Genomic DNA, 15,833 nt, shown 5'->3' on the forward strand with positions numbered 1-15,833 from the left:
TTTTTAATTGTACAAAGGTACAGGGCGTAACCTTCCTTCTACTTCAACATTAGGAAAATTTGGATCGAAAGTCAGATTTTCTAACTTTCCATCCTTGAGAATCACAAAAGTATCTTCAACCTTTGCCCCTGGTAAACTGGGATTCCAAGCGACAGCAATACCTTCTGTCAAAGCATCAGTAGTAGTTGGATTGGCAACGATTTCTCGCGCTAAATATCCAGTGGTTCCTCCCTGGTGGTGTTCGCGGATGGCATTAGGAAATCCATGCTGCTCATAAGCCTGAGCTAGCGCGTGATAAACTGCATCGAGAGTGGTTCCGGGTTGGCACAAATTCAAAATTACTGCTTCTATTTCGCGCACATGGGAATGCAATTCGGCCCGTTCGCCTGAAAGCTCACTAAAACAAACAAATCGAGTCAGATTTGCATACAAACCGTAACCTCTCGCGCAAAACACCAGCATCGCTTGCTGTCCAATCTGTTCTCCGGTGGCTGTTGCATGACGGTATAGCGGTAAACGCCTCTCACCCGCTACTAGTGTCAGCGCTGGATGTAACCCTTGCGCCCATAACGCCTCTGCACCCGCACCCGCTAATTGATATTCTGTCCAAGTTGGCTTGGCGGCTTTGAGTACCTCTGTCATTGCCTGACTAGCTTTTTGCCCGACTTGACGATATCGCTCTAATTCACTTGACATCATTACCCGTTTATGTTTTTGCAGAGTTACGGGTAACGGCTGTTCTAAATTGGAGATGGGGCGATCGCTAACTACTTTCCCGCCGCCAGTTACATCACGAACGAAAGACTCACGGGCAGCATAATCAGCCCAAGGGTTCGCATATACCTTAAAATTAGCTGGCAGTTCTTCATCCTGAAGACGCTGGGCTTCAATTTCATCCGTCAATACCCAGGCATCTTCAGTAGTTACTAATACTTCTGCTACGCCAGTTTCAGCAGTCAGCAGCACGGTATTAGAAGCGCCAGCTGTCACCCAAGCAAACCAGTCTGTACCACGCAAACGCAGGCCTTGCACTTCTGATTCATGCAAGGTTTGCCTGATTAACTCTAGCTTTTTGGAGACTTCCTCATTCATAGGGAAAATACAGATAGATAGAGATAATTATCAAGTTTATCTAGGTCTGTCTGCGTCTGTCTGAGGTTGGTATTCCAAATGGTACACTAGCGATCGCTATTACCGTCGGATTACTCAACAATCCTGATATGGCAGTGTATTAATTGTATTAATCTATATCTGATTTTCTAACCAGTTCTCTAATTGTAAGTTATCAATTTTACTAAAATAATTGATATTAGCACCTTCAATTAACGGTACATTAACCTACTGCATAACATACCCTACATCTACTAATAGATTCTGAATTCTTCTTTCTTTGCTGTGTATTGACAATTACAGATCGACTTTACATCGACTAACTCCTTTAGGCGAACCGCACATCAAGCCAAGGTAATTCTCAAGAACGATGTAAGTGTTAGTAAATTTTTGAAATTATAAAAGCGCAATAGCTACAAAGACATCAAAAAAAGCCCATGAAATCCCAAGAGACTCAAAACAAGATAACAGAAAATAATGTTCCTCTGTCAGAGAACCCACCTAACAACATGAATGCTCAAGAACCCGATCGAGCTGAGCAGATGACTCAGGTACAAAAGGATAATATAATCACCAATCATGACTTACCCAATCCACTAGCTCGCTATGGGTTTACCGTGCTTATATTGGCTACTTTCTTATTTGTTGTCGCTCTTTACTACGGAATTATTAACCCCTAAATAATTTACCTAACTTAGGTTTCAAAAAAAGTAGAAATACTTGGCATTTTAGCTTACCAATATTTACTTAAACTTGAGCTTAATTTTTTGTTTTATTTTGCTAAAAAACTATCATCATGTCACGTATATACAAAATTTTAAGCTCATTTTAATAAAAAAATTATTAAAATTTCCAGCTATGAGACTGTATTTAAGACTACAAATTCATTTAATACAAATATCGTCCGATAGTTAGATGGAAATGGTAGTCATTAATTAGTTTATTACTTCTATGGAAATGAATTGCATCATACCGTCTAATGATGTAAGTCTAAGAATTAAGGCTGTTTTATCCTCAATACTCATCAGCTTTTGCTATTTAGATTGACCTCCAATCCAAGGCTGAAAGGGTGCTGATTCAATTGTAAAAAGTTGCTGACTCGTTAGAACTAGCAACTTGGATTAGCGTTTAAGGAGATGTAATTAAATTGCATGGCCACAAAATATCCTAAATTTAACCAGGATCTCGCACAAGACCCAACTACGCGTCGGATCTGGTACGCGATCGCTACGGGAAATGATTTTGAAAGCCATGATGGGATGACCGAGGAAAATCTTTACCAAAAGATTTTCGCTACTCACTTCGGTCACGTGGCAATCATATTTCTGTGGGCATCTAGTCTATTGTTCCACGTAGCTTGGCAAGGTAATTTTGAACAGTGGATTAAAGATCCTCTGCATATTCGCCCAATCGCTCACGCAATTTGGGACCCTCATTTTGGTAAACCAGCAATAGAAGCTTTTACTCAAGGGGGTGCTACTAATCCTGTTAACATTGCTTACTCTGGTGTTTACCACTGGTGGTACACCATTGGGATGCGGACGAATAATGACCTCTATCAAGGTTCAGTGTTCTTGTTGCTGTTAGCAGCATTGTTCTTGTTTGCTGGTTGGCTACACTTGCAACCTAAGTATCGTCCTAGCTTGGCTTGGTTCAAGAGTGCTGAACCTCGCCTAAATCACCACTTGGCAGGTTTGTTTGGTGTTAGCTCTCTGGCTTGGGCTGGACATCTTATTCACGTTGCCATTCCCGAATCTCGCGGTCAGCACGTTGGTTGGAATAATTTTCTGACTACCTTGCCACACCCAGCAGGTTTAGCACCTTTCTGGAGGGGTGATTGGGGTGTATATGCCCAGAATCCTGATACACCAGGGCATTTGTTTGGCACATCTCAAGGCGCAGGGACAGCTATTCTGACTTTTTTGGGTGGCTTCCATCCCCAGACTGAATCGCTATGGCTGACTGATATGGCTCATCACCATTTAGCGATCGCAGTTATCTTTATCGTTGCCGGTCATCAGTATCGGACTAACTTCGGGATTGGGCACAGCATCAAAGAGATGCTCAACGCTAGAAAATTCTTTGGTATTCAAACCGAAGGTCAGTTCAATTTACCGCACCAAGGGCTGTACGACACCTATAACAACTCGCTGCACTTCCAGTTATCTATACACTTGGCAGCACTGGGTACTGCCTTGTCGTTAGTGGCACAGCATATGTACTCGATGCCTCCTTACGCCTTCATTGGTAAGGACTACACAACACAGGCGGCACTGTATACTCATCACCAGTACATCGCTGGGTTTTTGATGATTGGTGCATTCGCCCATGCTGGTATTTTCTGGGTTCGGGATTACGACCCAGAACAAAACAAAGGTAACGTTCTTGAGCGCGTACTTCAGCACAAAGAAGCGATTATCTCTCACCTGAGTTGGGTATCGTTATTCTTAGGCTTCCATACTCTGGGGTTATACGTCCACAATGATGTTGTAGTTGCTTTTGGCACTCCTGAAAAGCAAATTTTGATTGAGCCAGTGTTTGCTCAATTCATCCAATCTGCTCACGGGAAACTACTGTATGGCATGGATGCTTTACTATCTAACCCAGATAGCATTGCCTATACAGCTTGGCCTAACTACGCTAACGTCTGGTTGCCAGGCTGGACAGATGCGATCAACGCTGGCACTAACTCCTTGTTCTTGACCATTGGGCCTGGCGATTTCTTGGTTCACCATGCGATCGCTTTAGGTTTGCACACCACCACCTTGATTTGTGTTAAGGGCGCATTGGATGCTCGTGGTACTAAATTGATGCCTGATAAAAAGGACTTCGGCTTTACCTTCCCCTGCGATGGGCCAGGTCGGGGCGGTACTTGCCAAACTTCCTCTTGGGAACAGTCTTTCTATCTCGCTATGTTCTGGATGCTGAATCTCCTTGGTTGGGTGACTTTCTATTGGCACTGGAAGCATCTCGGTGTTTGGCAAGGTAACGTTGCTCAGTTCAATGAGAACTCTACATATCTGATGGGTTGGTTCCGTGATTACCTCTGGGCTAACTCCGCTCAGTTGATTAACGGTTATAACCCCTACGGCGTCAATAACCTGTCTGTCTGGGCTTGGATGTTCCTCTTTGGACACTTGGTTTGGGCAACCGGTTTCATGTTCTTGATTAGCTGGCGTGGGTACTGGCAAGAGTTAATTGAAACTTTAGTCTGGGCACACGAACGTACTCCGCTGGCTAACTTAGCTCGCTGGAAAGATAAACCTGTTGCTCTGTCCATTGTCCAAGGTTGGTTAGTAGGTCTAGCTCACTTCACAGTTGGCTACATCCTTACATACGGAGCATTCCTCATAGCTTCAACCGCCGGTAAATTCGGTTGAAACCCATAAAAAGCTTCTGACCTTAGCCATCTCCCCCTTTATCCTGTCCGGTTAAAGGGGGATTTTTGTATATTCAATACCTTCGCCAAAAAAGAGATTGATTATATGAGGTGCGCTAAAAGCGTAATACCAATTCACTAAAATTATGAAACAGATGTAAACCCTGAAACACTTGATATCTCTAAGTTTTTTAATTGCGTTAGCGTAGCGGGGCAAAGTTAGACGTAGTAGCGTGACATGCTTAAAATGTTGGGTTTAAAAAACTCACAAAAACTAAAATCTAATCATTAACAGAATTATTCAACCCAACCTACAATTTTTTTGTAATATTTTAACCTTGCCATGCCACTACGCGTATTTCAAAAATCAAATATGAGTACTATAGTTACTTCAGGTACTAGTATTTGATTTTTCACTTGGACGTTCGGTAGCAGGAGGAAACTTAACACTTTCTTCGACTCTATGGACTTCTGTGTTAGTTTGCTCTTCCGACAGGAGATCGTCAGGGTTTAATGATTTATCAGCAGCATCATCAATTACTCCATTGGCATTAACATTGGGTTTATCAGAAGTTCCTTTATGGTTAGCATGTCCACTAGGCATAACTATTACCTCTCATTTTTATAACTAAACATTCCCAGACTAAACTTTTTTGTTTAGAGAAATACACTATCAGAAGGCTTATAGCAAAATTATCAGAATCCAGTCTGGAGTGATATAGATTTCTCGTTAGGGTAGACAATACTCATTGGTGTCAACATTTCTACAGAAATGGTGTTTCGCGGTTTATACCATTTTCCCAAGTCGTCCTACGTGGTAATACTACTGACGCTTACACCCAACAAATTTGGGCTTCATCTTCTTAAGTTGACACCAATGAGCAATACTGTGCCCTGAACACGTAGTATCATTAATAGTTGAGAATGAGCGATCGCATCTCTTTTTTTTTCACTATCTGTAGTCGTATACGTCTAACGTCTCAAAGAGTTGCAGCTTGTAGTCACACTTCGCTTATCCTTCAGAACGCCTTGCAAACAAGAAATGTTAGATTTATTTATTTCTACTTACCTAATTTTTGTAAAACAAGATACATTAAATGGTAGTTTAATCGCAAAGGAACCAAAAAGCATGGCCGTTAGTAGCCCTGAAGTTATCCGTCATATATTGATCGGATTGGGATATTTAGCTCCTGAGATCGATCCTAAGCCGGATCTGACTAAATTTGCTCCCTGGAAGCGGAATAACAACTCCTTGACAGACGATCCTACTGAAGAAGCGATTAAAAAGTTTCAGAAACAGTACTCACAAAAACTTGTGGTTAATGGTAATGCTGATGCAGAGACTCGAACTGTAATGGAAGAAACAGTCATCGGGCTTCAAAACAGATTGAAGTTTCATGGTTTTGCAACCAATGCTGAAATTCCTCCAAACAAGCCTTTTTATGGCCCGGCTACTTATACAGCAGTCAGAAAATTTCAGAAATCTCAGGGTTTAACTGAAAATGGTATTGCTACTATTGAACAGCGTCAAATTCTACAACAATCTAGTCTCACAGATAAGCCCCAGACTCCGCCTCAGTCACAACTAAAGCTGAGAGATTTATGCTTTCAATTCCAAAAGAATCCTCAAAATCCTTCTTACATCGCAGCGTTAAATAACTTACAACAAAATCTACCCAAGGACGTTTTACACAAAGTTACTAACAAATGGAGGGGGACAAACGATCAAAATCCTGAGATTGTCAAGCTGACAAATCTGTTTACTTATTATGATGACAATAATGCAAATCATCGTGATGCATTAAATCACTTACAAAGTCAGATTACCCCAGCTATCTCTCAAGCATTTTTAAGTCTTTGGAATAAGAAGTAACAAATGGGATTGATAGCAGAAGTCTGAATTCAGAATTCAGAATGGGCTACGCCTGGCTGCGCTAACAGAAGTAAAACACGCTTTCTACCTAGATAACAGATTTAGCTTGTATACCTCATCAACTTGAAATCTGCTTTTTTACATCTGATACCAATTCAAAAAATGTTTGCGACAGATCAGCCCACCCACGCTGACGCGCACTCTTTAGTAAGGGTAGGGTTGGTGATATCTATTATCTATGTGTTGCATTCTTTTTTCAAATTGGTATGACATATGAAAATTAAAAACCAGGTTTCTAATCTCTGGGGAGTAGGAAACCTGTTTTTTAACAATTCTGAATTCTGATTTAATACTCAATTCCCGGTTGTGCTTTTACACCTTGATCGCGGAAAGGGTGCTTAACTAGAGTCATTTCAGTTACTAAATCAGCACGCTCAATTAAAGCAGGTGGTGCGCCTCTACCTGTGAGAATAACGTGTTTGTTAGCGGGTTTTTGCGCCAAACCTGCTAAAACGTCTTCTACTGGTAAGTAAGCCATTTTGAGGGCGATATTGATTTCGTCTAACAACACTAGATGAAAGTCTGGGTTGCGAATGTATTCTAAGGATTTTTCCCAGGCGGCGCTAGCTTTGTCAAGATCGCGATCGCGGTCTTGAGTTTCCCAGGTAAAGCCTTCGCCCATTGCGTGAAATTCTATCTGATCTTCCCAATAGCTGAAAACCCTTTTTTCGGAAGGTTCCCAGCTACCTTTGATGAATTGGACGATCGCTACTTTATACCCATGACCGAGCGATCGCAACACCATCCCCAAAGCCGCAGTGGTTTTACCCTTACCGTTACCAGTATTTACAATAATTAATCCTTTTTCTGGTACAGCTTCTGCTATGCGCTTGTCTTGCACTTCTTTGCGTCGCTGCATTTTTTTCCGGTACTGTTCATCAGTCAGAGATGAAGACATTACCTCATCAATTAAGCGCCCAATTTCTTGGTCTGGGTTCAATTCTGGTGGTGTATCGTGTTTCATTAAGCTTGTCTAGAAATAACTGTTAAAAGTGTTGAAAATGAACCAAAATCGCCTTAGTTATCCAATTTTACCTACATTACTTGATTGGAAATGTCCAGTAAGCTTTCATGTTAAATATTAATAGTGCGTTAGCTTTATTAATGTTTTACAGACACGTGAAACTATATATGATACACAAGCTGAACTTATAATTTGAGTTTACTATTACTGTTTTAAATAATCTAATATGTTCATTAAAGCATTTTACCAGTAAAATTTTATTATCTTTTTTGGTACAGTCATGAGTTAGATACTTTAAGTATCAGGAGTATGATGTCTATCTAGTATCATAAGTTTTGCAATTATGGATGTTGTTGTTTCCATTTTTCCCATAAAGCCTGCGTATCCTCTGGTTGCCCGTCATAGTTGAGCAATTGGTCTGAAATTATCACCCATGACTGGGCACTGCGTGTCCAAATGTTACCCACTGGGCGCAACCAACTTGTATCATCTAAGGTTCCAGCTTTGACATTGATAGTATTTGCATTGTAAGTCCTTTCGTGAAACAATCGCGTTCCGCAGTCGCCACAAAACAGGTTATTTACTTCACGCCCGCTATCATTTTTCCGAGTCCAAGCTTTCGGTTTCCCCTGAACAATTACAACAGCATCTCGTAATACTGTAAGAGACATTCCAAAAGCACTAGACGATTGTTTTTGACACTCCTTACAGTGACATAGATAAAGTGTTAAAGGTTGGGCATGAATTTCATAACGAATCTGTCCACATTGACAACCTCCAGTATATGGAAGATTCACAGGTTTTACCTCCTAACAATTTGTATTGCTTTATTGTAACTAAAACTACTTTAATATGAAAGCAGGTTTTATTAAACAAAAATATAAAATATGTGGATATGAATATATTTTCATTCTCTGCACTTTCCTAAATCCTTTTCATCCTTCATCTTCATCCGATTCATCATCCTCACTCCAATATTGTTGAGGTGCATTTTTGCAAACTTCTAAAATCTTCGGTTTTTTGATTTTATTATCAGGTGGATTAATTGCTTCTAACTGCACATCAAATTTCCAGTTGTCACCAAAATCATAAAGATAGGTCATTTTACCACCTGGTTCTAGAGACAAATCACCAACCTGCACTTGGTCTGCAAATGGGGGTATTTCCATATAAGCATGACCAATTTTTATGATGCGCCCAAAACTTCATTATTTCCCCAAATCAATCAAGCTTCTAATAAATTGAAATAGCGTTCTGTTAAATTGAGGCTTGACCATGATTGTAAAGTTGCGGCGTCTAAAGCTAAAACCTGCTTCTTTCCTTGGGATTTAATTTGGGCTATTCCAGAACTGCGTAATAACAGATATAGTCCATTAATGTAGGGGTATGATTTCTGTACGGGGCGTTTGAGTTTAGTTTCAATTGGGTAACTTAACTGAGAATTAACTTCTGATATGACTTTTAGCGGTAGAAGATTATTAATACTACTAACTTCCACTCCATTTGGTTGTAAGAAATCTATCAGAGTTTGAAAGTCATGCAGAATCGTACCGGGTTGATTTTCATCAATACTGAGTTCTTGGAGGAGTTTTTGTTGTGACTCTGTTAAGGAAGGCAGTTCAGGATTGAGTGTGCGTTCTAGTCGCGCAAATAAATCTTCCATAAAGAAAAATTCTAAATTCTAAATTCACAATTTAACCTTTTGTTCAACCTGTTTTCTTTATACTATGACTACAGAAGTTATCCTGATAAACATTGGCCTGCAAAGTGTCACAACAGGACTATCAATACCGTAAATTTAATGAAATGCGAATGATAATATTTTCATCTTCTACTTGACAATCCCAGGAATTTGATATGAATAGTAACACTCGCCTACAGATGATTTTAGCTGATACACGTATTAATACAGTATTACCTGCGATCGCTCAACTAAATCTACCTAACTGGTGGTTAGCCGGAGGTGCAGTCCGAAACACCGTTTGGTCTTCAATTTTTGGCAATGGCTGTGGGTTAGGTATTAAAGATTTCGATATTGCATTCTTTGATATAGAAGGGAACCGTTCCCAAGAACTAGCAGCAAAAGCGACTCTCACAGAACAATTTCCTGATGACGAGTTTGATGTCAAAAATCAAGCCAGTTTTGCTCGTTGGCGTCTTGGTAGCAAACTTTATACTAGTACAGAGGATGGCATCACAGATTGGCTACACACCGCTACCGCTGTAGGAGTTCGACTAAATGCTCAAAGACAATGGCAATTTTTTACACCTTACGGGTTGGATGACCTATTTGCTGGCATTATTCGACCTACACCAACGCATACTCATAATTTAGATGCCCATAATAAGGCATCTGGATTTTTACAGAAGTGTCCTTATCTGCGGTTGGCGTAAAAGTTACAGTCAGATTTTAGCCGCTAGTTTCCGTGACCAGGAAATAATCACTTTTTGATTTACAACCCTTGGATACCGAAGCGCAATGTTAATAATTTTCTACGTACTGGGAATAATTAAACTAGAACCCCTTTCACAATAGAACAGGGATGATGCTAATTTTATAACTTTATAGGCAAAAATCAATGCCAAATCGTACTGGATACCAAATTAACTCCACTCTCCACGAAGGAATCCAAACAATTATTTATCAAGCACAAACTCCAAAGACGCAACAGCGAGTTATCCTCAAGCTGCTTAAAAATGAATATCCGACCCTTGAAGCCTTTACTCGCCTTAAAAATGAGTATCAAATTCAGCAAGGTTTAGACCATCCAAATATAATTAAAGCTATCAGTCTTGAAACCTTTGAAAACCGTGTGGGATTATTGTTAGAAGACTTTGGTGGTCAGTCTTTATCTCAACTGCTCCAAATAAAAAAGCTTGACTTAATTAACCATTTAAAGATTGCTATTCAACTGACTAAAGCTTTAGATTATTTGCATAATAATCAGATTATTCATAAAGATATCAAACCTAATAATATCATAATTAACTCCCAAACAGGTATTGTTAAACTCGCTGACTTTGGTATAGCCTCCCGTCTCAATAAAGAAAATCCCCAATTTAATAACCCTAACTGCGTTGAAGGCACACTTGCCTATATGTCTCCTGAACAAACTGGGAGAATGAATCGCATTCTTGATTATCGTACTGACTTTTATTCCCTTGGTGTGACTTTATATGAAATGCTCACCGAGAAAACACCATTTGTTAGCCAAGATCCCCTAGAAGTAGTTTATAGTCACATTGCAGTTAAAGCGAGAAACCCGCAATCATTAAATTCACAAATTCCTACTGCTATCTCTGAAATTGTGATGAAGTTGATGGCAAAAAATGCGGAAGACAGATATCAAAGTGCTACAGGATTATTAGCAGATTTAGAATCATGTCTCAAGCAGTTAGAAACAAAGGGAATCATCACTGATTTTGTGCCAGGTCGTTTGGATATATTGAGCCAGTTATTAATCCCCCAAAAATTATATGGTCGTCAAGAACAAGTTAATGAACTTTTAGCTGCATTTGAGCGAGTTACATCTGGAACTAGTGAAATGATGCTAGTTTCTGGTTATTCTGGGATTGGCAAATCAGTTCTAGTCAACGAAGTTAATAAACCCATTACTCGCAGACAAGGGTACTTTATTTCTGGTAAATTTGATCAGTTAAAACGGAATATACCCTATACTTCTTTAATTCAAGCCTTTGCATATTTAATGCGGTATCTGCTGACAGAGAATAATGAAAAAATAGAAATATGGCGTAGTAAAATATTATCAGCTTTAGGAACAAATGGAAAAGTTATTACTGATGTAATTCCAGAAGTAGAATTAATCATCGGTACACAGCCGGAAGTCGCCCAAATTGGTGCAACAGAATCACAAAATCGATTCAATCATGTTTTTAAAGAATTTATACAAGTTTTTACTCAAAAAGAGCACCCATTAGTTATATTTTTAGATGATTTACAATGGGCAGATTCAGCTACTTTAAATTTAATTCAACTGCTCATAACCGATCCTGATAGCAAATACTTTTTATTTATTGGGGCATATAGGGATAATGAAGTTAGTTCAGCACATCCTTTAATCCAAAAAATAGAAGAAATTAAAAATAATGGCACGGTTGTTAATAATCTTGTATTGCAACCCTTAAATTTAGATAATGTAATTCAACTAGTTGCCGAAACTCTTCAAGAAATAGAGGTGAAACAGGATAAAGAAACAGGAGTCTTTAACAAAGAAATTATTAAGCTAGCTGAGTTGATTTGTAACAAAACAGGTGGGAACCCATTTTTTATAACACAACTAATTCAGGCACTTCATCAAGAAAAACTTTTAAAATTTGACTTTAATAATGCTAAATGGCAATGGAGTCTAGAGGATATTCAAGCAGTTGGAATTACCGATAAAAATGTAGTTGAGTTAGTTGCCAGCCGAGTTGAAAAATTACCAAAATCCACCCAAGATGTTTTAAAATTAGCAGCTTGTGTAGGCGACAGATTTAGTCTGGATGTTTTATCGATAGTCAATGAAAAATCAGCTTCTTTGACAGCAAATGATTTACACTCAGCTTTGCAAGCGGGATTAATTCTGCCTTTAAGTGAAGCTTACCGCATCCCTTTAGTTTTTAATCAAGAAGAAGCGGTACATTTAAATTTTGACACTTCACGGGTGGGTTACAAATTCTTGCATGATAGAGTACAACAAGCAGCATATTCCTTAATTCCACAAGAACTCAAGAAATCTACTCACCTAAGAATTGGGCAATTGCTTCTCCAAAATATACCTAAAGAGGAAATAGAAGCTAATATTTTTGATATTGTCAATCAGTTGAATGTAGGTATTGTTAACCTGATAGAGCAATCTGAAAAAACTGAATTGGCACGATTAAATTTAATTGCAGGACGAAAAGCTAAAGCTTCTACAGCTTACGAAGCTGCTCTTAAATATTTCACAAATGGGATAGAACTGTTAAATATAGACGCTTGGCAAACGGAATATACCTTAACCATCGGTTTATATGAAGGAGCCGCAGAAGCAGCCTATCTGGGTGGTGATTTTGAGCAGATGCAAAAATGGGCTGAGGTAGTGCAGCAAGAAGCAAAAACTCTTTTAGATAAAGTTAAAGTTTATGAAGTACAGATTATCGCTTGTATCATTCAAAGCAAGCAATTGAAAGCTATTCAAACCGCAGTATCAATTCTGCAATTGTTAGGAATAAGTTTTCCAGACGAACCGACATCAACTGATATTCAACAGGGAATGGATGAAATTGCTGTTTCTTTGAAAGGGAAAGCCATTGCAGATTTAATTAACTTACCATTAATGACCGATCCTAACAAGATTGCAGCTATGAGAATCTTAATGGGAGTTCTCCCTGCGGCTTTTCAAACTGCTCCGGCAATGATGCCAATTATTGTCTGTAAAATGGTCAATTTATCCTTAAGCTATGGAAATACAGCTGTATCTGCTTATGGTTATAGTCTTTATGGATTACTTCTTTGTGGAGTTCAAGGAGAAATTGATTCTGGCTATAAATTTGGGAAATTAGCTTCACGTCTAGTGTCACAATTTAATGCTGAAGAACTCAAGGCTAAGATTCTGACGGTTGTTAGTGCCCATGTTATGCATTGGAAAGAGCATATTAGAGAGACATTAACATCATCAATGTCAGGATATTCTAGTGGTCTGGAGACTGGAGATTTAGAATATGCTGGTTATTGTGGTTATATTTATCCCTATCATTCATTTTGGCTGGGTAAGGAACTTTGGGTTCTAGAAAAAGAACTGATAGCTTATTGTGAGTCGCTGAAAAAAATCAAGCAACAAGTAGCTTTCACTTGGAACTCAGTGTATTTGCAAACAGTTCTGAACTTGAAAGGAAGTTTTGAAAATGTCGACTGTTTAATTGGAGAAGCTTACGATGAGCAAAGTATGCTGCCAATTCATCAGCAAGTAAATGACCTTTACACAATTAACCATTTATTTGTTAATAAGCTAATGCTCTCTTACATATTTGGGGAGTATTTTAAAGCTGTAGAAAATGCTGCGATCGCAGAAAAATCTTTAGGTGGTGTTACAGGATTGTTTGTTGTCCCAGTGTTTTATTTCTACGATTCTTTAGCTCACTTGGCAATATATCATACTGCTAAAGAATCTGAGAAGCAAGCAATTCTAGAAAAAGTCCAAGCTAATCAGCAAAAGATGGAACTCTGGGCTACTCATGCTCCCACCAATCACTTACACAGATTTTATCTCGTGGAGGCAGAACGGTATCAGGTTTTGGGTCAAAAGCTTGAAGCAATGGATTATTATGAAAACTCGATTGCCAAATCTCAAGCAAACGGTTTTCTCCAAGAAGAAGCTTTAGCCTATGAGTTAGCTGGAAAATTTTATCAGTCTCTAGGTAAAGAATTAATTCATCAAACTTATATAACTAAAGCTTATTATGCCTATATTCGCTGGGGTGCGATCGCTAAAGTTAAACACTTAGAATCAAAGTATGTTTTTCTAGTAGGACAAACTACTACCATAGAAAACACTAGTTCAAAAATAGATACAACTCATATTACCACTAACACTACTACCAATAGCAGCTTAAGCGATTTTCTAGATTTTAATGCATTCATCAAATTTTCACAAGCGATTACTAATGAAATTGTTTTAGAAAATTTATTGGGTAAGTTGATCCAAATTTTACTAGAAAATGCTGCCGCACAAAAAGCAGCACTACTCCTACTTAAAGATAATCACCTGTATATTGAAGCTTCTGGAAATGCTACTGACGATGTAGTGACGGTTTTACGTTCTATTCCGGTTGAGACCTATCAAGATTTACCGCTGTCTGTAATTAATTATGTTCTCCGAACTCAGCAATATATTGTATTAAATGATGCAATAAATACGGAACCTTTTAATTTTGATATCTATATCCAAAAATCTCAAACAAAATCAATCTTTTGTTTGCCGATTATGTACCAATCACAGCTTACTGGTATTATTTATTTAGAAAACCAGTTATCATCAGGAGCTTTTGTTCTAGAAAGGGTAGAAGTATTAAAAGTCTTAGTTTCTCAAATGGCTATTGCCATAGAAAATGCCAGTTTGTACACAAAGGCGCAAGATAAATCTAAAGAATTAGAACAATCGATAAAAGATTTACAAGAGGCACAACTACAACTTATCCAAAGTGAAAAAATGTCTTCTCTGGGTAATTTAGTTGCAGGCGTAGCACATGAAATAAATAATCCTGTTGGTTTTATTATAGGTAGTATTACCCAAGCAAAAGATATTGTTAAAGATTTAATAGACTATCTGCAAATGTACCGAGAAAAATTCCCCAATCCTGGTGCTGAAATTGAAGAAAAAGCCGAAGAGATAGATATAGATTTCCTGTTAAAAGATTTACCAAAAATGATTGATGGGATGACAGTAGGGACACAGCGCATTCGTAATATTAGTACCTCTCTCCGTACTTTCTCTCGTGGTGATACTACCTCTAAAGTATTAGCTAACATCCATGAAGGTATTGATAGTACTTTGATGATTTTACAACATCGTCTGAAAGCCGATCGTAATCGCCCAGCAATTAAGATTATTAAGCACTATGCAGATATTCCATCTGTAAAATGCTATTTGGGACAATTGAATCAAGTGTTTATGAATATTATTGCAAATGCAATTGATGCTTTAGAAGAAGCAAATATCGGTCGTGATTTTTTAGAAATTCAAGAAAAGTATCCTAATATTATTACTATTGAGACTTATCTACAAGTAGATACTGACAAGGTGGTAATTAAGATTCAAGATAATGCTAAAGGAATGCCTGAAGCAGTTAAAGAGCGCATTTTTGAAAACCTATTTACTACCAAAGGTGTCGGAAAAGGTACGGGATTAGGATTATCTATTAGTCGGCAAATTATAGTTGAAAATCATGGTGGAAATTTAATTTGTGAATCAGTCTTGGGAGAAGGAACACAATTTATAATTTCTATTCCAATTTTGGGAGAATAAGGAATTTTTGATAGTTTTAGCTTAACACTCTCGATCGCTCTAAATATAGGTTATGAGGTGCTTAAAAAACCACCTCACATTCGCTTCATCAATCTAGTTAGTGTTAATAGAGAGTATGTGTTGCAATACTTGTCGGTTAAGGGGGAAAGGGGAAAGAAAAAACCTTTAACCTTTACCCTTTAACCTTTTCCCCAAACCCAATTCCGAGTTAAGAATGCACAAAGCGTGCAGTATTGGTATGTGTTGGGTTTTGTTCCTCAACTTTTGGTATGGGTGCGGACGGTTTGCAGTATTCTTGATTAAATTGGTTTATATCTGCATTGTCAATTTTGAGCAAGTGAATTTTCGATAAATTTACTGTTCCTCAAAGGTGATGGTTGCGTAAGTCTTGTATGTAAGTAGTTACTTTATTACTTAATCAAATCAACACATAGTAAGTCA

Annotated in this window: 11 protein-coding genes; 5 read left to right on the forward strand and 6 right to left on the reverse strand. The window is 38.3% G+C overall.

From position 1 onward, the window contains the following. Positions 1-3: 3 nt before the first annotated feature. Entirely contained in the window at positions 4-1,092 is a 1,089-nt protein-coding gene (locus NSTC731_RS13195; RefSeq protein WP_445631200.1) for a M24 family metallopeptidase, read from the reverse strand. 455 nt (positions 1,093-1,547) lie between these two features. Here NSTC731_RS13195 and NSTC731_RS13200 point away from each other — a divergent pair, with 455 nt between their 5' ends. Then, positions 1,548-1,790 (forward strand): hypothetical protein, encoded by a 243-nt coding sequence (locus NSTC731_RS13200; protein WP_445631201.1) that lies wholly within the window; start codon positions 1,548-1,550, stop codon positions 1,788-1,790. 471 nt (positions 1,791-2,261) lie between these two features. Further along, positions 2,262-4,490 carry a photosystem I core protein PsaB gene (gene psaB, locus NSTC731_RS13205; RefSeq protein WP_445631202.1) on the forward strand — a complete coding sequence of 743 codons (2,229 nt, stop codon included), beginning with the start codon at positions 2,262-2,264 and terminating at the stop codon, positions 4,488-4,490. 390 nt (positions 4,491-4,880) lie between these two features. On the opposite strand, the gene NSTC731_RS13210 is transcribed toward psaB, so the two are convergent. After that, positions 4,881-5,093 (reverse strand): hypothetical protein, encoded by a 213-nt coding sequence (locus tag NSTC731_RS13210; protein ID WP_445631203.1) that lies wholly within the window; start codon positions 5,091-5,093, stop codon positions 4,881-4,883. Between the two features lie 438 nt (positions 5,094-5,531). Between NSTC731_RS13210 and NSTC731_RS13215 the strand changes: the two genes are divergently transcribed. After that, entirely contained in the window at positions 5,532-6,362 is an 831-nt protein-coding gene (locus tag NSTC731_RS13215; RefSeq protein WP_445631204.1) for a peptidoglycan-binding domain-containing protein, read from the forward strand. A gap of 346 nt (positions 6,363-6,708) precedes the next feature. Here the strand turns inward: NSTC731_RS13215 and cobO are convergent, their stop codons facing one another. The 4 genes from cobO to NSTC731_RS13235 all read right to left on the reverse strand — a co-directional run bounded on the left by cobO (position 6,709) and on the right by NSTC731_RS13235 (position 9,049). Then, positions 6,709-7,386 (reverse strand): cob(I)yrinic acid a,c-diamide adenosyltransferase, encoded by a 678-nt coding sequence (gene cobO, locus NSTC731_RS13220; protein WP_445631205.1) that lies wholly within the window; start codon positions 7,384-7,386, stop codon positions 6,709-6,711. 341 nt (positions 7,387-7,727) lie between these two features. Next, positions 7,728-8,183 (reverse strand): GFA family protein, encoded by a 456-nt coding sequence (locus tag NSTC731_RS13225; RefSeq protein ID WP_445631206.1) that lies wholly within the window; start codon positions 8,181-8,183, stop codon positions 7,728-7,730. Between the two features lie 138 nt (positions 8,184-8,321). Further along, complete coding sequence (locus tag NSTC731_RS13230; RefSeq protein WP_445631207.1) at positions 8,322-8,555, reverse strand: IS1096 element passenger TnpR family protein; 234 nt, start codon at positions 8,553-8,555, stop codon at positions 8,322-8,324. 56 nt (positions 8,556-8,611) lie between these two features. Further along, positions 8,612-9,049, reverse strand: coding sequence for a hypothetical protein (locus NSTC731_RS13235; RefSeq protein WP_445631208.1), 438 nt, complete (start codon positions 9,047-9,049; stop codon positions 8,612-8,614). Between the two features lie 194 nt (positions 9,050-9,243). Here NSTC731_RS13235 and NSTC731_RS13240 point away from each other — a divergent pair, with 194 nt between their 5' ends. After that, positions 9,244-9,780, forward strand: coding sequence for a nucleotidyltransferase family protein (locus tag NSTC731_RS13240; RefSeq protein WP_445631209.1), 537 nt, complete (start codon positions 9,244-9,246; stop codon positions 9,778-9,780). Positions 9,781-9,965: 185 nt separating this feature from the next. After that, the gene (locus tag NSTC731_RS13245) at positions 9,966-15,392 is read left to right on the forward strand and encodes a trifunctional serine/threonine-protein kinase/ATP-binding protein/sensor histidine kinase (RefSeq protein WP_445631210.1); all 5,427 of its coding nucleotides are present in this window, start codon (positions 9,966-9,968) and stop codon (positions 15,390-15,392) included. Positions 15,393-15,833 lie beyond the last annotated feature (441 nt).

Source organism: Nostoc sp. DSM 114167 (assembly GCF_052692655.1).